Source organism: Nesterenkonia populi (genome assembly GCF_007994735.1).
In the GTDB taxonomy this organism is placed as follows: Bacteria; Actinomycetota; Actinomycetes; order Actinomycetales; family Micrococcaceae; genus Nesterenkonia; species Nesterenkonia populi.
Map to the genome: position 1 here is coordinate 1,847,761 of NZ_VOIL01000001.1, position 22,687 is coordinate 1,870,447.

19 protein-coding genes are annotated in these 22,687 nt (G+C 66.2%); 9 read left to right on the plus strand and 10 right to left on the minus strand.

What is annotated here, in order from left to right; genetic code table 11:
• The first annotated feature begins 18 nt into the window (after window positions 1–18).
• A complete protein-coding gene (locus tag FWJ47_RS08480) occupies window positions 19–1,197 on the plus strand; it encodes a PucR family transcriptional regulator (RefSeq protein WP_170228533.1) in 1,179 nt (392 codons plus the stop codon).
• Window positions 1,198–1,228: 31 nt separating this feature from the next.
• Here the strand turns inward: FWJ47_RS08480 and FWJ47_RS08485 are convergent, their stop codons facing one another.
• Window positions 1,229–2,437 carry an MFS transporter gene (locus FWJ47_RS08485; RefSeq protein WP_170228534.1) on the minus strand — a complete coding sequence of 403 codons (1,209 nt, stop codon included), beginning with the start codon at window positions 2,435–2,437 and terminating at the stop codon, window positions 1,229–1,231.
• Window positions 2,438–2,738: 301 nt separating this feature from the next.
• On the opposite strand from FWJ47_RS08485, the gene FWJ47_RS08490 reads away from it, so the two are divergent.
• Window positions 2,739–3,533 (plus strand): enoyl-CoA hydratase/isomerase family protein, encoded by a 795-nt coding sequence (locus FWJ47_RS08490; RefSeq protein ID WP_147106835.1) that lies wholly within the window; start codon window positions 2,739–2,741, stop codon window positions 3,531–3,533.
• Here FWJ47_RS08490 and FWJ47_RS08495 read toward each other — a convergent pair.
• Window positions 3,528–4,442, minus strand: coding sequence for a LysR family transcriptional regulator (locus FWJ47_RS08495; RefSeq protein ID WP_147106840.1), 915 nt, complete (start codon window positions 4,440–4,442; stop codon window positions 3,528–3,530). The two genes, FWJ47_RS08490 and FWJ47_RS08495, sit on opposite strands and share 6 nt — an antisense overlap.
• 109 nt (window positions 4,443–4,551) lie before the next feature.
• Here FWJ47_RS08495 and FWJ47_RS12075 point away from each other — a divergent pair, with 109 nt between their 5' ends.
• From FWJ47_RS12075 to FWJ47_RS08515, 4 genes are all read left to right on the plus strand, one after another.
• Window positions 4,552–4,944 carry a CoA transferase gene (locus tag FWJ47_RS12075; protein ID WP_281289238.1) on the plus strand — a complete coding sequence of 131 codons (393 nt, stop codon included), beginning with the start codon at window positions 4,552–4,554 and terminating at the stop codon, window positions 4,942–4,944.
• On the plus strand, window positions 4,944–5,384 hold the full coding sequence (locus FWJ47_RS08505; protein WP_147106846.1) for an acyl-CoA thioesterase: 441 nt from the start codon (window positions 4,944–4,946) through the stop codon (window positions 5,382–5,384). Before FWJ47_RS12075 ends, FWJ47_RS08505 begins: the two co-directional genes overlap by 1 nt.
• Complete coding sequence (locus FWJ47_RS08510; RefSeq protein WP_147106849.1) at window positions 5,381–6,586, plus strand: acyl-CoA dehydrogenase family protein; 1,206 nt, start codon at window positions 5,381–5,383, stop codon at window positions 6,584–6,586. The genes FWJ47_RS08505 and FWJ47_RS08510 overlap by 4 nt, the downstream gene beginning before the upstream one ends.
• A 66-nt stretch (window positions 6,587–6,652) precedes the next feature.
• Window positions 6,653–7,876 carry a thiolase family protein gene (locus FWJ47_RS08515; RefSeq protein WP_147106853.1) on the plus strand — a complete coding sequence of 408 codons (1,224 nt, stop codon included), beginning with the start codon at window positions 6,653–6,655 and terminating at the stop codon, window positions 7,874–7,876.
• Between the two features lie 103 nt (window positions 7,877–7,979).
• Here the strand turns inward: FWJ47_RS08515 and FWJ47_RS08520 are convergent, their stop codons facing one another.
• On the minus strand, window positions 7,980–9,665 hold the full coding sequence (locus tag FWJ47_RS08520; RefSeq protein ID WP_147106856.1) for a catalase: 1,686 nt from the start codon (window positions 9,663–9,665) through the stop codon (window positions 7,980–7,982).
• Between the two features lie 96 nt (window positions 9,666–9,761).
• Window positions 9,762–11,411 (minus strand): NAD-dependent epimerase/dehydratase family protein, encoded by a 1,650-nt coding sequence (locus tag FWJ47_RS08525; RefSeq protein WP_147106859.1) that lies wholly within the window; start codon window positions 11,409–11,411, stop codon window positions 9,762–9,764.
• Window positions 11,412–11,569: 158 nt separating this feature from the next.
• Here FWJ47_RS08525 and FWJ47_RS08530 point away from each other — a divergent pair, with 158 nt between their 5' ends.
• From FWJ47_RS08530 to FWJ47_RS08540, 3 genes are read left to right on the plus strand one after another with little or no spacing between them, the layout of a single operon-like run.
• Complete coding sequence (locus tag FWJ47_RS08530) at window positions 11,570–12,262, plus strand: DUF3000 domain-containing protein (protein ID WP_147106862.1); 693 nt, start codon at window positions 11,570–11,572, stop codon at window positions 12,260–12,262.
• Window positions 12,263–12,269: 7 nt separating this feature from the next.
• The gene (locus FWJ47_RS08535) at window positions 12,270–13,511 is read left to right on the plus strand and encodes an HRDC domain-containing protein (protein WP_147106867.1); all 1,242 of its coding nucleotides are present in this window, start codon (window positions 12,270–12,272) and stop codon (window positions 13,509–13,511) included.
• Window positions 13,511–13,930, plus strand: a complete 420-nt coding sequence (locus tag FWJ47_RS08540; RefSeq protein WP_147109216.1) for a QcrA and Rieske domain-containing protein — start codon at window positions 13,511–13,513, stop codon at window positions 13,928–13,930. The genes FWJ47_RS08535 and FWJ47_RS08540 overlap by 1 nt, the downstream gene beginning before the upstream one ends.
• Window positions 13,931–13,961: 31 nt before the next feature.
• Here the strand turns inward: FWJ47_RS08540 and dxs are convergent, their stop codons facing one another.
• From dxs to dut, 6 genes are all read right to left on the minus strand, one after another.
• Entirely contained in the window at window positions 13,962–15,959 is a 1,998-nt protein-coding gene (dxs, locus tag FWJ47_RS08545) for a 1-deoxy-D-xylulose-5-phosphate synthase (protein WP_147106870.1), read from the minus strand.
• A gap of 128 nt (window positions 15,960–16,087) precedes the next feature.
• On the minus strand, window positions 16,088–18,919 hold the full coding sequence (locus FWJ47_RS08550; protein ID WP_147106873.1) for an aconitate hydratase: 2,832 nt from the start codon (window positions 18,917–18,919) through the stop codon (window positions 16,088–16,090).
• Window positions 18,920–19,106: 187 nt separating this feature from the next.
• Complete coding sequence (locus tag FWJ47_RS08555; RefSeq protein ID WP_246126228.1) at window positions 19,107–20,543, minus strand: class I SAM-dependent RNA methyltransferase; 1,437 nt, start codon at window positions 20,541–20,543, stop codon at window positions 19,107–19,109.
• Window positions 20,536–21,297 (minus strand): DUF3159 domain-containing protein, encoded by a 762-nt coding sequence (locus FWJ47_RS08560; protein ID WP_147106877.1) that lies wholly within the window; start codon window positions 21,295–21,297, stop codon window positions 20,536–20,538. Before FWJ47_RS08560 ends, FWJ47_RS08555 begins: the two co-directional genes overlap by 8 nt.
• A gap of 2 nt (window positions 21,298–21,299) precedes the next feature.
• Window positions 21,300–22,148, minus strand: a complete 849-nt coding sequence (locus tag FWJ47_RS08565) for a DUF3710 domain-containing protein (RefSeq protein ID WP_147106881.1) — start codon at window positions 22,146–22,148, stop codon at window positions 21,300–21,302.
• A gap of 63 nt (window positions 22,149–22,211) precedes the next feature.
• Window positions 22,212–22,664, minus strand: a complete 453-nt coding sequence (gene dut / locus FWJ47_RS08570) for a dUTP diphosphatase (protein WP_246126229.1) — start codon at window positions 22,662–22,664, stop codon at window positions 22,212–22,214.
• Window positions 22,665–22,687: the final 23 nt, after the last annotated feature.

Here is a 22,687-nt window from a genome sequence, read left to right on the forward strand (position 1 = left end):
CGGGCAGCCTGGCGGGAGATGCTGGAGCATTCGGATGAGATCGCTGACGACATCACAGCGCTCATCCTGAAGCGGGACTCGGGATCCAGCTGGTCCACTCCTGAACTGCGTGCATTGCTGCGGCGCAGTATGCGTCAGCATGTTCACCGCGGTCTGATCCGTCTCAGCGGGGAGTCAACGGACGACACCGGGCCGGCGCGGCTGGCCGAGGTTCTGCGATCCACTGCTATCGACAGGGCACGTCAAGGTGTTCCCCTCGAGGCGGTGCTTTCGGCGTATACCTCCGGCAATCTGCTGCTCTGGGAGGAGCTCGCCAAGCGCGTGCGCACAGGGCAGATCTCTCTGCCTGCTGATGAGCTGGTGAATGTAGGCCGGAGCCTCTGGCATGACTTGGAGATACAGAGCAAACTCGTCAGCGAAGCCTACCGGCGAGAAATCACCAGGCTGGAGCTTCAAGACCGCCGCCGGCAGGAGAACTACCTGGCGGGCCTGCTAGAAGGCCGCGGAGCCTTGCCCGAATTCGCAGCACGCTCGGAGGAGATCCTCGGCATTCACCCTGAGGAGCCTGTGGTGTGCGTGACCGCCTTGGTGGAGGACCCTTACGACGATCCTCTCCATCACCCCGAGGATCGCATTGAGCGCCTGGGAAGCACTTCACGCTGGGGGATGCGGGATGATGCCTTCTACGGGATCATCAGCTTCCAGAACCTGGATGAGGAACGGCTAACCAATGCGCTCCAGCCTGCCGTCAGGGGTCGTGTCGGGCTCTCCCTGGCTCGAGAGGGTCTGGCCGGCAGCGCCGCTGCCTTCAGGCTGGCCCGCCGCGCGGCTGGGATCCTTCCTGGAGGAGAGCCCCGCCTGGCCTGGGCCGCTGATCGTCTGCCTGAACTGCTGATCGAGGCGAGCCCTGAACTCGGGTCCATGGTGCTGCACCAGACCCTCGGACGCGTCCTGAAACTGTCTCCGCATCAGCGCGACACACTGCTCCAGACTCTCCGTGCTCTGCTGCGCCACGACGGATCACCCACCTATGCCGCTGAGGAACTGTTCTGTCATCGCAATACGGTGATCTATCGCAGCCGTCAGTTTGTCGAACTGACTGGCTGCGACATACAGAGACCCCGCGACAGGCTGCTTCTGCAGCTTGCTGTCATTGCTCACGACCTCGCTGTATCTGCGGGACGGGACCCCGCCTGAACGTACGTCTTGAGCCCGCAGGCAAGGCTGCCTACCTCCTGCTGAGGAATGTCTTTTCTGCGCCGGAGCCCAGCAGCAGCAGACAACCGACCCAGATTCCAGCGGAGGCGCCGAGGACTCCGGTCAGGCCACCAGCAGCCAGAGGAACCACTACCAGGCCTATTCGATTGCCGACCAGGCTGAGTGCCAGTGAAGAGGATCGCCAGTGCCTCGGGACGGCCTCGGAGATCGCCGACATCGTCAGGGGCTGCCCCAGACCCAGGAAGAAACCGCCCAGGGCAATAGCCAGGAGGGCAAGAGGGAGCTGGTGGATGACAGCAGCAGCGACTGCCAGCATGCTTCCTGATCCCCAGAGTGCTGTTACTACCAGCACATGCCGGGACAGTCTGCGGCGCAGTAGCGGAAGCAGTGCCCGGGAGGCAATAGAGGCCGTCGCCCGCACCGCCAGCAGCACTCCAACCCATAGCGGTGAAACCCCGGCCTCATCCCCGACCAGGGGGAGGAAGGCCGAAAGCAGATCCATCATGCCGATCAGCGCGATAGACGCGAAGAAGTGGGATTTCACGCGGGGAGTACGAAGGATCCCCCGAACGCGCGGGAGCCCGCTGGGGCGCCGAGCCTGAGCCGATGCTGGAGGCACCTGGTCGACGTCGGCAGAGGCATCAGGAAGGCGCCTGCCCTGGTGAAGAGCGCGGCCGGAGACGAGGACGATTGCAAGCGCGAGCCCGGTAAGTCCCGCTCCCAGCCATAGTGTCAGGTCGATGGCCCCCGTTGCTGCCATGGAAGAGTGTCCTGAGCCCGCACTGTCCAGCAGTGCACCGCCCGCCAAAGGACCGGCCATCTGCCCCGCGGCGAAGCCTGCGGTAAACCATCCGAAGGCAAAGTCCAGCTGGTGGTCGGAGACGAAGCGTGCGATAGCAGTCTGCGCAGCAACGACCATGGTGATCTGCCCCACGCCGAGCAGGGCGCTGGCTGCAGCGATGCCAGGCACGGAAGGGGCCGCAGCGACTCCTGCCGCCCCTGCCCCCGACAGCAGAGCGCCGAGACTCAACAGGGGGCGAAGAGAGGCTGCGCTCTGAGCACGAGTGGCGGTAAAGAGGGCAAACAGAACAGGCAACAGCGCATAGATGGCTGTGATGACACCGACGGTCATGCCGTCAGCCCCCAGGCCGATCAGCTTATAGGTGGTGGTGGGCCGGATCAGGTGGACCGCCCCTTGACTCAGGAAGGCCACGGCCACCAGAAGCCAGAGCCACCCTAGGGAAAAGCGTCCCCTCCCACTGTCCTTCACGAGTCCGGATCTTCGCGAGCCGACTGGGACACCATCATCGAGAGGTCGAACATGCTGCTCCTTTTGTGCGTGATGCACACCACGTAATCACTCTGCGGTCAGAGCGGCAATCGCCGGAGGCACTTTTACTTTCCTCTTCCCCCCTTGATGTGTCGTGGGTATCAATCGAGCACATTGGTGGCGCACGTCACATGCAAGGGATATAAATGATGCAAGCTCAGGAGGAAACCGTATGAACACTGCACGCCGCATGCCAGAAAATGGATTCCAGTTGATCACAGTGGAAAAGGAGGAGGGAATAGCATGGGTGACGGTCCGGCGGCCTGAGGTCAGAAATGCCATAAATAGCCAGGTCATGGCTGAAATCTCCGTGGCCCTTGATGAGCTTCAGGACGATGAGGATGCCCACCTGCTCATCTTCATCGGAGCCGGGCATGAGGCATTCGTAGCCGGGGCTGATATCAGCGAAATAGCCCGGCGGTCTCCGGCAGATGCACTGGACGCCAGGATGCAGCGGCTCTATGACCGTATCGCCAGCTTCCCCCAGCCCACTATTGCCGCCGTCAATGGTTATGCATTCGGCGGAGGCCACGAGTTGGCGCTCAGCTGCGATATCCGCATTGCGACCACCAACGCGCTGTTCGCTTTCCCGGAAACAGGCCTCGGCATCATGCCAGCCGCGGGAGGCACGCAGCGCCTGGCGGAAGTGGTGGGCATCGGCAGGGCCACGGAGCTGATCCTCACCGGACGCCGCATCCCGGCAGATGAGGCTCTGGCCTGGGGGCTTGTCTCTCAGGTAGTGGAGCCCGAACAGCTGAAGAAGGCCGCCCTGGACTGTGCCCGCAGCATTCTGTCTCGGGGCCCTTTGGCGCTCCAGCTTTCTAAGACGGTGGTCCAGCACGGTTTTTCCTCTGATGCCGGCACTGCAAGACTACTCGAGAGGCTAGCCCAGGCAGTCCTCTACGGCGCCGAAGAGAAGGCCGAGGGGACCCGCGCGTTCATCGAGAAGCGCGCCCCTAACTTTCGTCGTGGTCCGAAACTATGAGGAATGAGCGTCTTCCCGAGGATCAGTGAAGATCCGTCCCGCCAGGTCGACCACTGCTCGCAGGGCCGGACTATCGTCCGTCGCGCGCCAGATCATTCTGACTTCCATAGGCTGGTTGCCTTCTGCCAGCGGTATGAAGGTCACACCCTCAGAGGCGATGTTGTCCCGAACGGAATCCAGGGTCAAGGAGCATCCCATCCCCGCGCCGACGAGGACTACGAGTGTCCAGGAGTCCGGAGCTGTCTGAACGACCCGGGGGACATAGCCCGCAGTCATCGCCAATGAGTTGAGCCTGTTCTGCAGAGCTGCGCCGGCTCCTCCCGGCAGGGTTATCCAGGACTCCTCTGCAAGCTCCCCCATGCTGAGTCTCTCGCGTCCGGCCAGCGGGTGATTATCGGGAACGGCCAGCAGCGGCTCTTCCATAGCGATCACCGAGGACTCGATGGCCGGGGGCAGGTAGTCCCAGCGACCGATCACCAGATCCAGTGATTCATCCAGCACCCGCTGGAGGCCCAGGTGGGAGAACTGGGAGCTGTGCAGCTCAAGACTGATGCCCGGTCGCACAGCGCGGATACTACGAGCAATCTGACCCACCTGCCGGTTGATGGAGGCACCTGCGAAGCCGAGCCGCACTCTTCCTGTCTCCCCATTCATGGCGTTGCGGACCGACTGCCGCGCGTTCTCTGAGACTGCTACCAGTGTCTCGGCAGTCTCCAGAAGAGCCTCCCCGGCAGGAGTCAGCGCCACGTGTCGGGTGCTTCGCTCAAAGAGAGTGGCACCCATGGAGCGCTCCAGCTGACGGATCAATCGGCTCAACGGCGGCTGCGCCATCCTTAGCTTCGCTGCAGCTCGTCCGAAGTGGAGCTCCTCCGCCACTGCGAGAAAGGCCCGTGCCTGATGAACTTCCATGTCTCCCCATTTTTCCTCTGTGAGTATCAGCGTACACGTCAATTTGTATTGGACAGGATGTAATCCGGTTGATTTTGTGGTCTGGAACACAATCTGCGAAAGAGGAGAAATGTCACAGGCATCGTCACAGCTCTACGCAGGGGTGGGTGATCACCTCCCAGCAGGCATCCCCTCTGGGCCGCTCAATGGACTTGTTGCAGACGTGCTGAGCCAGCACTCGGCCGAGCGTTGGTTCGAGGCGCTTCAGGAGGTGGAGGTTCCCTGCGCTCCGATCCTGACCATCGGCGAAGGCATTCGATTCCCTGAGCGGCTGGGGCTCCGGCCTGTCGTCACAGCTGGTGAGGAACCGGAGGCAGTCCCCACAATCAAGCACCCCGTGCAGTTCAGCCGAACACCTGCCCGGTATACCAAGGCCCCTCCCCCGCTCGGGGCCGACAATGCGGAGATCCGCAGCTGGCTGCGTCAGCGCTGCTCCGCCGACATGACGCAGGAGGCCGCCTGATGCCCCATCATCCTCATCATCCCCCTGTCTTCACCACCTCGCTGGAGGTCCGTTGGTCTGACCAGGATGTCAACGGTCATGTGAATAACGCTCGGGTGCTCACCCTGATCGAAGAGGCCCGCATCAAAGCGGGGCACAGCTGGGTCGCGAGGGACCCTGCCCATTCCTCGCTGCCGCGAGTCGTGCGCAGCATCTCGCTGGATTTTCGGCGGCCTATTCATTACGGCCCCGAGCTCACTGCGTCGGTATGGGTATCCCGGCTGGGGAACACCTCCTTCACCGTCCAGCACGAGCTGTTTCAGGAGGAAGCACTATGCGTGGCCTCTGAGGCAGCTCTGGTTCTGCTGGACCCCGCCACAGGCAAGCCCACTCCAATGCCCGAGGCTCTGCGAGCCGCTCTGGAGAAGGCCCTCACCGATGATGCGGAAGGTTCATCATGACATCTGTCCTGGACCACCCTGACTACTTCCGCCTCGATGAGGAACTCCCCCATGCGGAGCTGGAGCTGCGTGACAGGGTCCGACGCTTCGGCGTGGAACATGTCCTTCCCGTCATTAACGACCACTGGGAGCGGGCTGAGTTCCCGGAACCGATTCTCGCCCCCTTGGCAGAGCTCGGAATCATCGGAGGCTTCATCCCGGGGTATGGCTGCCCGGGCCTCTCCCGAAGTGCGGCAGGACTTGTCGCCCGGGAGATGGGACGAGTCGATGGATCAGTCAATACCTTCTTGGGAGTCCACTCCAACCTCTGCATGGGCACCATCTACATGCTCGGCAATGAGGAGCAGCGTAATCGCTGGCTGCCCTCACTGGCACGCCTTGAGCTCACCGGGGCCTTTGCCCTGACCGAGCCCGCTCATGGCTCCGACTCCGTCTCCCTGGAGACCTCCGCCCGGAAGGAAGGCGACACTTGGGTCCTCAACGGTCATAAGCGCTGGATAGGGAATGGACATGCTGCCAACGTCGTCGTCATCTTTGCCCGGGATGAGGCGGACGCTCAGATCAAGGCGTTCGTCCTGGAGCGACAGCATGACGGCACCTACCCCGGGGGATATCGCCCGCACATGATCACAGGCAAGATCGGCAAGCGTTCCATCAACCAAGCCGATATCGTCATCGAGCAGCTGTACATCCCGGATGAGAACAGGCTGGCAGATTGCAACAGCTTCAAGGACGTGAACCGCGTTCTGCGAGCCACTCGAGGCGGAGCTTCCTGGGAGGCGGTAGGCCATGGCATGGCCGCCTTCGAGATTGCCGCGGACTATGCAATGCGCCGCGAACAGTTCGGAGCACCTATCGGGAGCTATCAGCTGATTCAGGAGAAGCTGGCGACCATGCTCTCCGACCTCACCTCGATGCAGCTGATGTGCTCCCGGATGGCTGAACTGGCTGAGACCGACCGGCTGACCGACGCCATGGCATCCCTGGTGAAGATGACGACCTCACGCAAGGCACTGGCCATGTGCAGGGAGGCCCGCGACATACTTGCCGGCAATGGGCTGCTGCTGGAGAACCATATCTCTCGGCATCTCACTGACATGGAGGTTGTCTCCACCTATGAGGGCACCGACTCCATGCAGGCGCTCATTCTGGGCCGGGACATCACGGGCATCTCCGCATTCACCCGGACTCTTCGCCGATGAAGAGCCGACCGTTGCACTCTCTTCCTCGACCTTGACCCGTATCCCCGAGACCCATGGAGTTCTCTGATGTCTGCAGCAGTCCATTCCGCTTCTCCCGCGGCTTTTTTGGTCGGAGGCACCCGCACCCCAACGGGCCGGTATGGCGGCTCCCTCTCTTCGGTGCGCCCTGACGACCTGGCTGCACTGGTCATCCGGCAGACGGTGGAGGATGCTGGAATCGACCCCGCGGACGTGGATGATGTGCTCGTCGGCAATACCAACGGCGCCGGCGAGGAGAACCGCAATGTGGCCCGCATGTCATGGCTGCTGGCGGGTTTTTCCGACACCGTGCCCGGGATGACGGTCAATCGACTGTGCGCCTCGGGAATGTCGGCCGTCGCTGCTGCCTCTCAGATGGTGGTTGCCGGGGACGCGGACCTGGTGGTAGCCGGCGGCGTGGAGTCCATGTCCCGGGCGCCATGGGTGCTCGCCAAGCCGACCAGTGCCTTCGGGCGACCTGGAGAGATTGCGGACACCTCTATCGGGGCGCGGTTCATCAACCCCGAGCATCTCAAGCATGAGAAGCGCGCCTTCTCCATGCCGGAGACAGCGGAGGAGGTGGCCAAAGTGGACAGCATAAGCCGGGAGGACTCCGATGCGTTCGCCCTCAGATCTCATCAGCGGGCCCTGGCTGCCCAGGAGAACGGCAGACTTCGCCGGGAGATCATCCCGGTAGAGGTCCCCGGGAGGAAGGGGCAGATCACCGTGGTGGATACGGATGAGGGACCCCGCCGGGACACCTCCTTGGAGGCGCTGTCCAACCTGCGACCGGTGGTCACCCGGGGGGCCGTGGTCACGGCGGGCAACGCCTCAACCCTCAGCGACGGAGCCTCTGCGGTCTTGGTGGCATCGGAACGGGCTGTACAGAGGTTCGGGCTGGAGATACGGGCGAGGATCGTGGCTCGCGCCGACGCCGGAATCGCCCCGGAGATCATGGGGCTGGGCCCGGTGCCGGCCACAGAGAAGGTGCTCAAGCGCAGCGGATGGACGTTGGACGAGATCGGTGCCGTGGAGCTGAACGAGGCCTTCGCCTCTCAGTCGCTGGCCTGTATCGGCCGGCTAGGACTGGACCAGGATCTGGTCAATGCGGACGGCGGGGCCATCGCCCTGGGGCACCCCCTCGGCTCCTCCGGCTGCCGGCTCATTGTTACTCTGCTGCGCCGCATGGAGGATGAAGGAGCAGATAGCGGACTCGCCACCATGTGTGTAGGCATGGGGCAGGGCACAGCCATGCTGCTCGAGAGGGTCTAGCAGCTCGACCCAGACGACGACGGCGCCAGCTCGCACCTTCTTCATGAAGGGAGTTGGCGCCGTCGTGCGTTATTCGCTGTTCAGCTGATGCGGGAGCTCATCATCACTGGGACGGTGCGTCCTCGCGGGTGTACTCGAGGTCGCCCAGGCCGCCGAGGACCTGCTCAGCGGTGACCTGGTGGTTCACCACAGACGAGGTCCAGGCGCCCCACACGGTGGGGTCGAAGCCGTCGCCGTTGCTGCCCAGGTTCGCCAGACGCTTCTGCTCGTCCTCGTTGAGGTTCTGGGCGGCCAGCGGCTCGAGGTGCTTCACGTCCTCGGCGGTCTTGCCGATGAACTCGCCGACCCGCTTGCCGTAGTCGTCGTGAACCATGAACAGGTGCCACAGGAAGCGCTCCTGGACCTGCGGCGCAGCCTCCTGGATCATGCCGCCGAACTCCTTGACGAGCTCATCGCGCTCCCAGGCGTTCATGGTCACGTAGCGGCCGCGGGCGTGCAGGTAGTCGTTCGTCCGCTCCAGGTTGGCCGGGGCGAGCGTCCCGGTGATCTCCGGCGGGTTGTTCGGCTTCTTCTCAGCCTCGGTGAGTCCGCCGGTGATGGAGGGCTCATAGTTCACGTGCGGGTTCTGCTCCGGGGCGAGGTCCACGCCGTAGCTCATCAGGCCGCCGCGCTGGTTGGTGTGCACGCGGCCCTTCACTCCCTTGGGAGAGTTGACGGGCAGCTGGAGGTAGTTGGGGCCCACGCGGTAGCGCTGGGTGTCCGAGTAGCTGAAGGTGCGTCCCACCAGCATCTTGTCGTCGGAGAAGTCCAGGCCGTCCACCAGGACACCGGTCCCCATGGCGATCTGCTCGTTCTCGTTGTGGTGGTCGTCCACGTTGCGGTTCAGGGTCATGGTGCCCACGTGACGCAGCGGGAACTGGTCCTCGGGCCAGATCTTGGTGTCGTCCAGCGGGTCGAAGTCCAGCTCCGGGTGCTCGTGGTCCTCGATGATCTGCACGTAGAAGTCCCACTGCGGGTACTCGCCGCGCTCGATGGCGTCGAAGAGGTCCCGAGTGGCGTGCCCCAGGTCCTGACCCTGCACCTTCGCGGCCTCCTCGCTGCTCATGGAGGCGACGCCGGCCCTGGGCAGCCAGTGATACTTCACCAGGACGGTCTCGCCTTCGGCGTTGACCATCTTGTAGGTGTTGACGCCGAAGCCCTCCATGTGGCGGTAGGTCGCCGGGATGCCTCGGGGACTGAACAGGTGGGTCAGCATGTGCATCGACTCAGGAGCCTGGCTCATGAAGTCGAGAATGCGGGCCGGCTCCTGGCGGAACGAGACCGGGTCCGGCTTCAGGGAGTGGATGACGTCGGGGAACTTGATGGCATCACGGATGAAGAAGACCGCGAGGTTGTTCCCCACCAGGTCCCAGTTGCCGTCCTCGGTGTAGAACTTCACTGCGAAGCCGCGCGGGTCGCGCAGCGTCTCGGCCGAGTCGCGGCCGTGGATCACAGTGGAGAAGCGGATAGCGAGGTCGGTCTTCTTGCCGGCCTCCTGGAAGAGCTTGGCACGGGTGTACTTCGAAGCGGGCTCGTCACCGATCTTGCCGGTGGCCTCGAACTCGCCGTAGGCGACGAAGCCGCGTGCGTGCACCACGCGCTCCGGGATGCGCTCGCGGTCGAAGTGGGAGATCTTCTCGAGGAAGTGGTAGTTCTCCAGAGTTGCCGGACCGCGGGATCCGACGGTTCGCATGTTCTGGTTGTGCTGGACCGGGTGGCCCTGACGGGTGGTAAGGATCTGATCAGCCAAGGGGCTCTCCTTTCATCCTTTGGGTGGACGCCCCCAGTCTAGCCGTTATTCTGAGTCATTCAGAATTGAGGCCGGGATGTGTCGCGCACCCCGCCATCACTCCGGCATAGGGTCGGCGTCAGGCCGGTAGGCCCGCTTCCGGGCAAATTCGTGGATCTCGCCGAGCGTCTCCCGCTGCGCATCGGCCGTCGCGATCAGGTCCTCGGCGACCCCCTCGGGCACACCCAGTTCCTCGGCATAGTCAGCGATCACGAACCAGCCGTGCATCTTCGCGGTGATCGCTCCCATCATCAGCTCGGTCTCCAGGACCATCTCTGAGGGCGAGCGTTCGGTGGGCGCGGTGCCGAAGGGCTTGAGGCGGGCAAGCTTCTCCCCCGCCGCGGCTGCCTGCTCCATCAGGGTCGGCTCGGAGAAGCCCTGGCGTTCGATGAGGGCCTCCAGCCATGCCCGCTCACCTGCGATGCTCTCCGCCACGGCGGCCAGCTGCGGGTATGCGGGGGTGTCCTGGTAGCCCTCCGTCATGGCGGTGATGCGCTCCAGCCCGGCGGTGGCCCCGGTGAGGTGGTCCTTGAGGTACTGGCGCAGAAGAGCAACATCGACCCTCTCCGGGTCCAGCCGGTGTCCGGCGCCGGGCAGGGGGTGCTTGATGAGGGAGGCATCCGCCTGGGTCTTAGCGCGCAGGGGGCCCGAGGGCGCCCCGTTGCCTCGGGACATGCCGTCGATCAGCTCCTCCAAGGCCTCCAGGCCGGTCATGCTCGGCTTCCAGCCGAGCTCTTTGCGCGCCTTGTCCGTCTTCATCAGGGGAGAGTGGACGGCCATGTCCAGCCATCCCTCATCCATAGGAAGCAGGCGGCTGCGATGGGCGAGCTTGATGAGCGGCCGGATCGGGAGGCTCGGCACACGCAGTGAGCTCTTCTCCACGGCCTTGTAGCCGGCGTCGACCTTGCCCATGGCTGCCTGCTGAGCAGGATCTGTGTTGGAGAGGGACGAGGCGATCGCCTCCCCGTCGAGGATGTCGTCGGCTGCGATGTTGTACGCCCCGTGAGCGCCGCGCATCGCAGCCTCGGCGAAGGCGACGGCGGCGTCCTTCGCATGCACCGCCTGGGTCCGGACGCCTGCGGGCATCGGCAGCCGCGGCGGGCGGAACGAGCCGAGCAGATTGTTCGGCAGCAGCTTGCCGGGAAAGTACCTCTGGATCTCCGAGGCTGCTGCTCCCTGGAAGATCAGTGCCGGCCGGATGCGGGCCAGGGTGATGTCGCTGTGCTCGGCCTCGAACTCGTCGAGCACCCGCTCCTGAGCGGCCTTGTCCACGCTGTAGTGCGCGGAGTCGATGCCTTCGGTCGGCCACGTCTCGTCGCGGGGCTCGTCGTCGTCCACCGGCGAGTAGGCCCCCACGGAGGAGGCCACGGCAATGTGCTTCACTCCAGCCTTCGCCGCGGCATCCAGCACATGCCGCGTACCGTCCACGTTCACCCGACGCAGCAGCTCCCGCTGGGTGTTGGGCTGGATGAGCCAGGCCAGGTGGATCACGGCGTCGACGCCGCTGAGCGCTTCCGTGAGCTTGTCCACCGACTCCTCCCACTGGATGTCGATGCTGGCCCAGTCCGCCTGGCGGTAAGGGTCGACGTCCGTGTTGGGCACACGGCGGGCGATCCCGAGAACGCTCTCGGCCTCCTCACGCCCGGCAAGCTCGTGCAGGACCGCTGTCCCTAGGTTTCCGCTGGCTCCGACGACGGCGATGCGCATGGCTCCGATTCCTCCTGCAACTGCATGATGACCTCAGGTTTCCTGTCCACCACACCACCCGACCCTGGACTTCAGGTGGACGTCAGCTGATTCCGCAGTGAGGCGGTGCGACGGCGTGCCTGAGCCGTCGGAGGCGCCCACCTGCCTAGCCTGGGCACGTGAGTGTTTTCGGGCCCGCCGCTGAGGCTGCCGCCCGCCGGGTGTCCGCCGCGGCCGGTCGCGCCTCAGACGCCCCTGCGGCAGAGCGCCTGCCCGGCAGCTTCCTCTCCGCCCTGCATCAGCTGCGCAGCGCCCGACCGCGGGCCGAGGCCCTGGTGGAGGAGGTTCCTGCGCCGGTGAAGCTCGCTCCCTACGCCGTGGCTCTGCGCGCAGAGGTCCTCAACGCGGCGCCTGACCCGGGCAGCTCCGCTCCCCGCCTGCGGCCGGTCAACAATGACGAGGAGACCCTGGCCGTGGGCCGGTTCATCCTCCTGCACGATCCTGCGGGCCAGGAGTCCTGGGGCGGGACCTTCCGAGTGGTCATCTACATCCGGGCGGAGCTGGAGCCGGAGATGGGCAACGACCCGCTGCTGGCTGAGGTCGCCTGGACCTGGCTGTCTGACTCCCTGGCTCAGCACGGCGTCAGGCACAGCGCCGCGGGCGGAACAGCCACCCGGATCCTGTCCGAATCGTTCGGGTCCCTGCGTGCCCGGCAGTCCACCAACGACGTCGAGCTGCGGGCCTCCTGGACACCGGCCGGGGAGGGCTTCGACTCCCACCTGGAGGCATGGGCTGACATGGTCTGCTCCTTCGCGGGGCTCCCCCCGCTGCCCGACGGCGTCCTGGCCATGCCGCACATCCGGAGGAACTAAGGAGAATATGCCCCAGAACGACGTGGCCCACGAGCCGCCGCTGCTGACCGAGCCGAAGGACGGGGTGCCTGCGGTGATCAGCACTGCTCGCGGCCTCCGGCGGGCAGCTGATGGTCTGGCAGCAGGCACCGGACCCGTGGCGGTGGACGCCGAGCGGGCCTCCGGCTTCCGGTACGGGCAGCGTGCGTTCCTCGTGCAGCTCAAGCGTGAGGGCTCCGGAATCTGGCTGATCGACCCGGAGGCGTTCACCGAGCAGACTCCCCTCTCTCCCGTCCAGGAGGCGCTCGGGGACGCCGAGTGGATCCTCCACGCCTCCACCCAGGACCTCCCCTGCTTGGCTGATGCAGGAATGCACCCGCACCGGCTCTTCGACACTGAGCACGCAGCCCGGCTCGCCGGGCTGCCGAAGGTAGGCCTCGGGGCAGTGACCGAGCAGCTGCTCGGTGTGCGGCTCGCCAAGGAGCATTCCGCTGCTGATTGGTCGAAACGTCCGCTGCCGGAGGACTGGCTTCGCTACGCAGCCCTCGACGTCGAGCTGCTGGTGGAGCTCAGGGGGAAGCTGCAGGAGCTCCTCGCCGAGCAGGGCAAGTCCGACTGGGCCGAGCAGGAGTTCGAGTACCTCCGGACCTTCAAGCCCGCCCAGCTGCCCCCTGAGGAGCGATGGCGGAAGACCACCGGGCTCAATAGGCTGAAGTCCCCGCGGAAGCTGGCCATCCTGCGCGAACTGTGGAACGCCCGGGAGTCCCTTGCTGAGAGCAAGGACATCGCACCAGGGCACCTCCTGCCTGACTCGGCCCTGGTGGCCGCCGCGGATGCGCAGCCGCGCACCGTCCCCCAGCTGCTGGATGTCCCAGGCTTCCATGGCCGCGCGGCCAAGCGGGAGGCGCCCCGATGGCTGCGAGCGGTCCAGAACGGCGCCAAGGCCGAGGATCAGCCGGTCAAGCAGGGCAGAGGCTCGGGCGGCCCTCCCCCACCGCGAACCTGGCGGGATCGGAGCCCGGAGGCGTTCGCGCAGTTCCGCACCGCTCGGGCGCGGGTGCACCGGCATGCTGAGAGCATCAGCGTGATGCCCGAGACGCTGCTGGCGCCGGCAGTGCTGAAGCAGCTCTGCTGGAGCCCGCCGGAGTCTGTCGATCTTGAGACGGTCAGCTCCGCCATGGCGGAGCTGGGGGCGCGCCCCTGGCAGGTCGACCAGACGGCCGCGATCGTTGCCGTGGCAATGCTGGACCCTGACCCAGTGGGCGAGTGATGAGCTGTTCGGCGGGCGGGTGCGCGCCCCGGCGCGACTTTCTGAAGGCGACCGCCCTGAGCGGAGCGGCCCTGGCTCTTGCCGCATGCGGCGGAGGCGGCTCAGAGGATCCGGACGCTGAGCGTCTGTGGACAGATGTTGCTCCCGAGGAGAACCTTCCAGCCGGTGAGGCGGGGGTCGCTGAGGTCGGTGACCGGATGCTGCTGGTCTACCGCCCTGATGAGGAGAGCGTGATGGTCTTCTCATCGGTATGCCCGCATGAGGGCTGCGCCGTGGGGATGGATGGGGAGCATTTTGAGTGCCCCTGCCACGGTTCCCAGTTCGAGTTCACGGGCGAACGCATCGCCGGCCCCGCGCAGGAGGACCTGACCTCCTACGAGGCAGAGATCACCGAGGGAATGATCCGCGCCCGCCTCTGAGGCATTCGACGCCCCAGCTTCCCCGCGGCCATCAGCGGGGGCGCTGCTGGAAGATCGGAATCTCCCCGGTGGGCAAGTCCTCTCCGGGCAGCCGACGTGCAAACGGAACCTTGGTGCCGAGCACCTGGGCGACGGTGTCCTGAGCGATCTGCGCGGCAGTGAGGCCGACCCGCTCCAGCACCTGGTCCCGGGAGCCGTGCGCCAAGAACTCCACCGGCAGGCCCACCTCATTCAGGGCAGTGTCCACCCCGGAGGCACGCATCTCCTGGCGAATCCGGGAGCCCACTCCCCCGGCCTTCACGCCGTCCTCGATGCAGACGACGATCCGATGCCGAGCAGCAAGGGACACCACCGAGGCAGGCACCGGCAGCACCCAGCGCGGATCGACCACAGTGGCAGTGATGCCCTGGTCCTCCAGACGCTTGGCAAGATCCAGGGACAGCTCCCCCATGGTGCCCACCGAGACGACGAGCACATCGTTGGAGTACACGCCGTCCTGGGGCGCGGTGCTGGCGTGGAGCACGTCCACCCCATCATCGAACCGCTCCAGGGCGCCCAGCTCGTCATTGACCGAACCCTTGGAGAACCGGACCACAGTGGGCGCGTCCTCCACGGCCACCGCCTCGCGCAGCTCCTCCCGCAGGCGGGTGGAGTCCCGCGGCGCCGCAATCCGCAGGCCCGGGACGATCTGCAGCAGAGACAGGTCCCACATGCCGTGGTGGCTCGGACCGTCGGGACCTGTCACACCGGCACGGTCCAGCACCAGGGTGACCCCGGCCCTGTGCAGCGCCACGTCCATCAGCAGCTGGTCGAAGGCGCGATTCAGGAAGGTCGCGTACACAGCGATCACAGGGTGAAGCCCGCCGTAGGCCAGACCCGCGGCCGAGGTGACCGCGTGCTGCTCGGCGATCCCGACGTCGTAGACACGCTCGGGGAAGCGCGCCGCCATCGTGGAGAGGCCCACGGGGGTCATCATGGCGCCGGTGAGCGCGACGACGTCCTCACGCTCCTCAGCGATGGCGGCGATCTCCTCCTCGAACACCGACGTCCAAGAGCGCGCCGAGCCCCGGGAGACCGGGTCCCCGGTCTCAGGGTCGATGACGCCGACGGCGTGCATCTGATCAGCCTCGTCGGCTCGGGCAGGCGCATAGCCGCGCCCCTTCTCCGTCATCGCATGGACCAGCACCGGGCCGCCGTAATTGCGGGCGTCGGTGAGCGCCTCCTCGAGGGCCGCCTGGTCATGCCCATCGATGGGGCCGATGTACTTGATGCCCAGGTCCTCGAAGAGCCCCTGCGGGTTCCAGAAGTCCTTCGCGCCCTTCTTGGCGGCGTGCAGGCTGCGGTAGACCATCTGCGACATCGGGCCGCCGTCCTGCAGCCGATGCTTCGTGCCGTCCAGCAGGTTCTCGTAGACACGGTGAGTGCGCACCTTGTCGAGGACACCGCGCCTCAGTTTGTAGAGCTGGTCCGCCAGCCCGCCCACCGTCGGGGCGTAGGAGCGGCCGTTGTCGTTGACGACGATCACCACCCGCCGGTCCTTGTCCGCCGCGATGTTGTTGACGGCCTCCCATGCCATGCCGCCGGTGAGCGCGCCGTCGCCGATGACGGGGATCACGAAGCGATCTCCCTCCCCCCGCAGCTGGTAGGCCCGGGAGATGCCGTCCGCCCACGAGAGGGATGAGGAGGCGTGGGAGGACTGAACGATGTCGTGAGGCGACTCAGACCGCTCCGGGTAGCCGGAGAGCCCGCCCTGCTTGCGCAGAGTGGTGAAATCCTGACGGCCGGTGACCAGCTTATGCACGTAGGACTGGTGGCCGGTGTCGAAGATGATTGAGTCCCGCGGGGAGTCGAACACCCGGTGGATGGCCAGGGTCAGCTCCACGACGCCGAGGTTGGGCCCCAGGTGTCCGCCGGTGGCCGAAACGTTGGCGATGAGGAAGGCGCGGGTCTCTTCCGCAAGGCGCTCGAGCTGCTCGGCGCTGAGGCGGCTCAGGTCCTGCGGAGACCCGATGGTGGGCAGAATGCTCATCCGACTATGGTACCCAGCCCCGCCGGCGCAGGCTCAACATTCTGGGCGCAGCAGAGCGGGGCCCGGCCGCCTAGGCCGAACCCCGCTCTGTCTGTCTGATGTCAGCGCGAAGGCTGATCCTCAGCGAATCAGACGGCGTTCTTCACCAGCCCCCGCAGCACGTACTGCAGGATGCCGCCGTTGCGGTAGTAGCCGGCCTCACCAGGGGTGTCGATCCGGACCACGGCGTCGAACTCGATCGTGCCGCCGTCCTCCTTGGTCGCGGTGACCTGGAGAGTGGAGGGAGTCTCACCGTCATTGAGCTTCTCGATGCCCTCGATGTCGAAGGTCTCGAATCCGGTGAGGCCGAGGGTCCCAGCGGATTCGCCCTCGGGGAACTGCAGGGGCAGCACTCCCATGCCGATGAGGTTCGAGCGGTGGATGCGCTCGAAGGACTCGGCGATGACGGCCTTCACGCCCAGCAGACGGGTGCCCTTGGCGGCCCAGTCACGGGAGGAGCCGGAGCCGTACTCCTTGCCGCCGAGGACGACCAGCGGGATTCCCGCCTCCTGGTAGTTCTGTGCGGCGTCGTAGACGTACGCCTGCGGTGCGCCCTCCTGGGTGAAGTCACGGGTGAAGCCGCCCTCCACGCCGTCGAGCAGCTCGTTCTTGATCCGAATGTTGGCGAAGGTGCCGCGGATCATGACCTCGTGGTTTCCACGGCGCGAGCCGTAGGAGTTGAAGTCCTTGCGCTCCACGCCGTTCTCCAGCAGGTAGCGGCCAGCAGGCGTGTCGGACTTGAAGGAGCCGGCCGGGGAGATGTGGTCAGTGGTGACCGAGTCGCCCAGCTTCAGGAGCACACGAGCGCCCTTGACGTCGGACACCGGGCCGGGCTCCATCTCCATGCCCTCAAAGTAGGGAGCCTTGCGGACATAGGTGGAGGCCTCGTCCCACGAGAACGTGGAGCCCTCAGGGGTGTCCATGGACTGCCAGCGGTGGTCACCGTCGAAGACCGTGTCGTACTTGGAGGTGAACATCTCGGTGTCGATGGACTCCTCGATGATCTTGTCCACCTCCATCGGGTCCGGCCAGATGTCCCTGAGGTGGATATCGTTGCCCTCCGAGTCCTGGCCCAGCGGCTCGTTCTCGAAGTCGAAGTCCATTGAGCCGGCCAGAGCGTAGGCGACCACCAGCGGCGGAGAGGCCAGGTAGTTCATCTTCACGTCCGGGTTGATGCGGCCCTCGAAGTTGCGGTTGCCGGAGAGCACCGAGGTGACAGCGAGGTCCTCCTCGAGGACGGTCTTGGAGATCTCCTCCTCCAGCGGGCCGGAGTTGCCGATGCAGGTGGTGCAGCCGTAGCCGACCACGAAGAAGCCGATCTTCTCCAGGTACTCGATGAGGCCGGAGCGCTCGTAGTAGTCGGTGACGACCTTGGAGCCCGGTGCGATGGAGGTCTTGACCCATGGCTTCTGCACCAGGCCCTTCTCCACGGCGTTGCGGGCGAGCACGCCGGCTGCCAGCATCACGTTCGGGTTGGAGGTGTTGGTGCAGGAGGTGATGGATGCGATGGAGACCGCACCGTGGTCCAGGTGGAACTCACGGCCGTCGGGCATCTCCACCGCGACCGGCTTGGAGGGCCGGCCGGAGACATACTCCACGTCCTTGGCCACGCGCGGCTTGTCGGCGGCGTCCTGACCGTTGCCGGCAGCCGGGGAGGGAGCGTCGGAGGCCGGGAAGCTCTCCTCCACGGACTCATCCACGGTGCCCTCTGCCTTTGCGGCTGCATCGTCGACGTAGTTGTGGATGTCCTTGCGGAACTGCTCCTTGGCGTCGGTGAGCGCGATGCGGTCCTGGGGACGCTTGGGCCCGGAGATGGAGGGGACCACGGTGGAGAGGTCCAGCTCCATGTGCTCGGAGAAGCGCAGCTCCCGGGAGGGGTCGTGCCACATCTTCTGCTCCTTGGCGTAGGCCTCCACCAGGGCGAGCTGCTCCTCAGTGCGGCCCGTCAGGCGCATGTAGTCCAGGGTGACCTGGTCGATGGGGAACATCGCGGCGGTGGAGCCGAACTCCGGGCTCATGTTGCCGATGGTGGCCCGGTTGGCCAGCGGCACCTCAGCCACGCCTTCGCCGTAGAACTCGACGAACTTGCCCACGACGCCGTGCTCGCGGAGCATCTGAGTGATGGTCAGCACCACGTCGGTGGCGGTGGCGCCGGCGGGGATCTCGCCGGTCAGCTTGAAGCCGACCACGCGCGGGATGAGCATCGAGATCGGCTGGCCGAGCATCGCAGCCTCGGCCTCGATGCCGCCCACGCCCCAGCCCAGGACGCCCAGCCCGTTCTCCATGGTGGTGTGGGAATCGGTGCCCACACATGTGTCCGGGTAGGCCTGCAGGCTCTCCTCGGTCTGGCGAGTCATCACCACGCGGGCCAGAGACTCGATGTTGACCTGGTGGACGATGCCCATCCCCGGGGGGACGACCTTGAAGTTCTCGAAGGCGGTCTGGCCCCAGCGCAGGAACTGGTAGCGCTCACCGTTGCGCTGGTACTCGATGTCCATGTTCCGCTCGATGGCGTCATGCGAGCCGAAGGCGTCAATCTGCACGGAGTGGTCGATGACCATCTCGGCAGGAGCCAGCGGGTTGATCTTCTCCGGGTCTCCCCCGAGGTCGGCCACGGCCTCACGCATCGTGGCAAGATCCACCACGCAGGGCACGCCGGTGAAGTCCTGCATCAGGACCCGGCCGGGTGTGAACTGGATCTCCACGTTGGGCTGGGCGCTCTCGTCCCAGCCGCCGACGGCTTTGATGTGCTCGGCGGTGATATTCGCGCCGTCCTCGGTACGGAGCAGGTTCTCCAGCAGAACCTTCAGGCTGTAGGGGAGGGTGTCATAGCCCTCCACCTTGTCCAGCCGGTAAATCTCATAGTCGGCGCCGTTGACGCTGAGAACGTCCTTTGCTCCGAAGCTGTCCACAGTGCTCATGCGGGACTCCTTTGTCTAGTTGACCGAACTGACGCGGGCCTCGGACTTGGGCGCGACCGATGACCTCGTCGTGATTCAGGGACCATCCTACTCACACGTGAAGCCCGAATGTGTTCGGAGACACAGGGGCAGCCCTCCCGACGGGCCCATGCAGCCTGCGGAGGCCGCGGCCCCCACGCCTGAAGTCTCAGCGTCGGAATACGGCAACAGATTCCATGTGATGGGTGTTGGGATACATGTCGATGACCTCGAGATCGCGCATGTGCCAGCCCAGCCGAGCCAGAGCCTTCGCGTCACGGGCGAAGGAGGCCGGGTCGCAGGAGACGTAGATGATCTCTGCGGGCGCGGAGGCGTCCACCCCCGCGAGCACCCTCTCCCCCGCACCGGCGCGGGGCGGATCGATGAGGACGAGGTCGCAGCGGCGCAGCCGTGGAAGCACCTGCTCCACGGGAGCCTGGACCACCTCCGCATGCTTCACACCGTCGAAGAGCCTCGCCGCGCTGGCTGAGGACGCCTCGGCCGCCTCCACGGCGAGCACCCGGCCCCCCGAGCCGACACGGTCCGCAGCCCAGGCGGTGAAGAGCCCCGCACCCGCGTAGAGATCGGCTGCGGAGCCCCCGGGCCCCAGCGAGGCCATACGGTCCACAGCAGCGGTCAGCGCCTCCGGCGCGCCGCGGTGGATCTGCCAGAAGCTCTCCGCCTGAAGGTCTATGTGAGTGCGGGGACCCTCCGGCGCCGCAACGGGGAGCGGCAGCGGCTCCGCCACAGAGCGTGAGCCCCACAGCACCTCATGCTCCACCTGAACGGGAAGGTTGCGGGGTCGGCGTACGCCCCGCCGCTTGGTCGATCGCTGCTTGGGGCTGTCCTCCGCCCGGGCCACGATGAGGCTGCCGACCTCAGGAGTCTTCCCTGCAGCCGCGGCCAGACGCTGCTCCAGCCCGGGCGCCGCCCCCTGGACCCGAACGATCGCGGTGACGGGCCCCCTGCCGCCCGGTGCGATCAGGTCGACGCGCTCGGCACCGGTGAAGTCCCAGCCGAAGAGCGGCGAGTCGGCGATGGGCTCAGCCGCCAGCGGCATGCTGGACACTGGGATCAGCGCACGATCCCGGTGCGGCCGCATAGCGAGCTTTCCGCCGGCCCCGACGGCGAAGCCGGCGCGGGTCCGCCAGTGCCGCCCTGCACCGTCACCGTCCAGATCGGTCACACGAGACTCTCCCTCAGCGGTCAGATGCGCGGGGTCAAAGCCTTCCCGGCTCAGCGCATCACTGGAGATGTCACCGATGCGGGCAAGCTGGTCACGGAAGACGTGGGCTTTGATGCGGCGCTGGTGAGACAGGCTGACATGACCCAGCTCGGCCCCGCCCACGGGGAGCGTGCCGGCATCATATGCTGCCGCCGCATCGGCGGCGGGCCATGGGTGCTGACGCCGGTGCTCCGAGGGTTCCAGCACTGCGACGGCGTCGGCTCGCCAGAATTTGGCGCTGGCCCCGCCGTCGGTCACTGCTGCCTGCACGGTCTCACCTGGAATGGCGTGACGGACGAAGACGACCCGTCCTTCGTGGCGGGCGACGCAGTGGCCTCCATGGGCCATCGGGCCCACCTCGAGGGTGAGCAGCTCAGTCACGGGCCGGCTCCGGACGGGCTCCCTCGTCCGGCTGGGCCTCAGCAGCCTCCCCGGTGACCTGCGGGCGAGTGATCATCCACCCGATCCAGAGGCCGAGGGCCCACAGCGGCACGCCCATGACCAGACGAGCGGTGCCCAGGGGCCCGAACGTGTCGGCGAAATAGAGCGGCACCTGGACCAGCAGGCGCAGAGACATGATGCAGACGAGGATCCAGGTAGCCAGTGCGTAGCGCCGGCGCAGCACGTCGTGCTGGCGCCAGGCCACCCCCTGACCGCGGATGAATCCGAAGAGGAGACCCACCACGGGCCACTTCACGCCGATGGAGATGATGAATGCGGTGATGTAGAGCGCGTTGACCAGCATCCCCAGAATGTAGAAGTCTCGGGCCTCCCCGGTCTGCTGGGCGACCAAGGCGCAGAGCCCCACGCCGACCATCCCGGAGACCGCCTGGACGAGAGTGCCGCGCTGGATCAGCCGGACGGCGGCGAACATGCCCGCCACCACCAGTGAGCTGATCAGTGCCGGCCCGAGCTCCTCGGTGAGGATGAAGACGATGAGGAACGCGGCCGGGGGCAGAGTGGCCTCGGCCAGACCCCGCCACCCGCCGATGGAGGTCCAGACGTCCAATGACCCGTCGTCGCGGGCATGCAGCTTGGCGCCGGCCTGAGCGGAGAGCTGCTCCCCCACCTCGTCGGCGCGGGAGCGGTCCTCCGCAGGAACCTGCAGCTGCCGGGGCTGGTCGTGATCCGTCATCGTCAGTTCTGCGTGTTCCCGGCCGTGCCGCGGTGCACGCCGTTGCTGGAGGCCGTGCGGCCCTGCTGGCCGCCCTGGGAGCGACGGGGCACGCTGACCCGTTTGGCGCCCTCGGGAGGCTTCAGGGGGAGCAGCTCACGCGGGGGCAGGGGCTCATCGCCCCGGCTGACCACCAGATGGGAGAAGAGGGTCTCCACACCCGCTGCGGCCTTTCGGTCGATGGCACCCTTGCCGCCGATGACCCCGCGGAGGAACCAGCGGCGTCCCTCGAACCCGATGAACCGGGCAGCGCGCCACCCTTGGCGTCCATCCTTGAGAGTGGTCGGCACACGAGCGTGCAGCTCTTTGCCGAAGGGGCCGTCGATGTGCTTGGCACGGCCCTTCTGCTTGACCACGGACTCTTCGATCTGGCTGCGCACATCATCCCAGGTGCCGCCGGACTTCGGGGCGGAGAACGCCTGGACCTGCAGGCTGGCGTCGCCGATCCTGATGGTCAGGGAGACCACCTTCTTCGACTTCTGGTCGATGTCCAGGCGCACCTGCTGGTTCTTCACGCCGGGCACAAGCAGCGAGCCGAAGTTGATGTAGCCCTTGGTGGAGGCCAGGTCGCTGATGTCCCGCGGAGTGCGCTCGGACAGAACGGCCTGGGCACGTTCAGCGCCGGCCTCCTCGGCGGGCTGCTGGGCCGGGTCGGAGGAGGCCACGAGGTCGGTGTCGTCGTGATCAGAGCCTGCCTCCGCCTGAGTGATGTCCACCTGGTCGGCAGGGTTCTCCTCGTCCTGGGACAGGGCCTCCTTGATCGTGGCGGGCCGGTTGGCCTCGTCCTTGCTCCTCTTTCCGAAAAGGGCCATGGTCTCTCCTTCGCTGTGTATCCGTGCCGGTCCGTTCCTCCGGGGGTGAAGCAGGTGCGGCGCTCAGCGCCCGGTCGAGCCGAAGCCGCCTGTTCCGCGTGCGCTGCCGGGCAGCTCGTCCACCGTGCGGAAGACCGCTTGGCCCACCCGCTGCAGCACCAGCTGGGCGATGCGGTCGCCGCGGGTGATGCTCACCGGCTCCTCGCGGTCGGTGTTCAGCAGCAGCACTCTGATCTCTCCGCGGTAGCCGGCGTCAATGGTGCCGGGGGCGTTCACCAGCGCGACCCCGTGCTTCGCCGCGAGCCCTGAGCGCGGGTGAACCAGCCCCACCCAGCCCTCAGGGATGGCGAGGGCGACGCCGGTGGGCACCATGCGGCGCTCTCCGGGCTGCAGGGTGAAGGCCTCGGCGCTGCGCAGATCTGCGCCAGCATCCCCCGGGGAGGCGTAGGAGGGAGCCGGAAGTTCGGGGTCCAGCCGGACGATCGGTATGTCGACGGCGTCGTGCTCTGTGCTCACGCCCTCGATTCTACTGGTCAGCG

Bases quoted from the DNA above. Each gene is read 5' to 3' on its own strand.
- FWJ47_RS08480 (WP_170228533.1), top strand. From the start codon at position 19: ATGCTGGAGCATTCGGATGAGATCGCTGACGACATCACAGCGCTCATC.
- FWJ47_RS08490 (WP_147106835.1), top strand. From the start codon at position 2,739: ATGCCAGAAAATGGATTCCAGTTGATCACAGTGGAAAAGGAGGAGGGA.
- FWJ47_RS08495 (WP_147106840.1), bottom strand. From the start codon at position 4,442: ATGGAAGTTCATCAGGCACGGGCCTTTCTCGCAGTGGCGGAGGAGCTC.
- FWJ47_RS12075 (WP_281289238.1), top strand. From the start codon at position 4,552: ATGTCACAGGCATCGTCACAGCTCTACGCAGGGGTGGGTGATCACCTC.
- FWJ47_RS08505 (WP_147106846.1), top strand. From the start codon at position 4,944: ATGCCCCATCATCCTCATCATCCCCCTGTCTTCACCACCTCGCTGGAG.
- FWJ47_RS08510 (WP_147106849.1), top strand. From the start codon at position 5,381: ATGACATCTGTCCTGGACCACCCTGACTACTTCCGCCTCGATGAGGAA.
- FWJ47_RS08515 (WP_147106853.1), top strand. From the start codon at position 6,653: ATGTCTGCAGCAGTCCATTCCGCTTCTCCCGCGGCTTTTTTGGTCGGA.
- FWJ47_RS08525 (WP_147106859.1), bottom strand. From the start codon at position 11,411: ATGCGCATCGCCGTCGTCGGAGCCAGCGGAAACCTAGGGACAGCGGTC.
- FWJ47_RS08535 (WP_147106867.1), top strand. From the start codon at position 12,270: ATGCCCCAGAACGACGTGGCCCACGAGCCGCCGCTGCTGACCGAGCCG.
- FWJ47_RS08540 (WP_147109216.1), top strand. From the start codon at position 13,511: ATGAGCTGTTCGGCGGGCGGGTGCGCGCCCCGGCGCGACTTTCTGAAG.
- dxs (WP_147106870.1), bottom strand. From the start codon at position 15,959: ATGAGCATTCTGCCCACCATCGGGTCTCCGCAGGACCTGAGCCGCCTC.
- FWJ47_RS08550 (WP_147106873.1), bottom strand. From the start codon at position 18,919: ATGAGCACTGTGGACAGCTTCGGAGCAAAGGACGTTCTCAGCGTCAAC.
- FWJ47_RS08560 (WP_147106877.1), bottom strand. From the start codon at position 21,297: ATGACGGATCACGACCAGCCCCGGCAGCTGCAGGTTCCTGCGGAGGAC.
- FWJ47_RS08565 (WP_147106881.1), bottom strand. From the start codon at position 22,148: ATGGCCCTTTTCGGAAAGAGGAGCAAGGACGAGGCCAACCGGCCCGCC.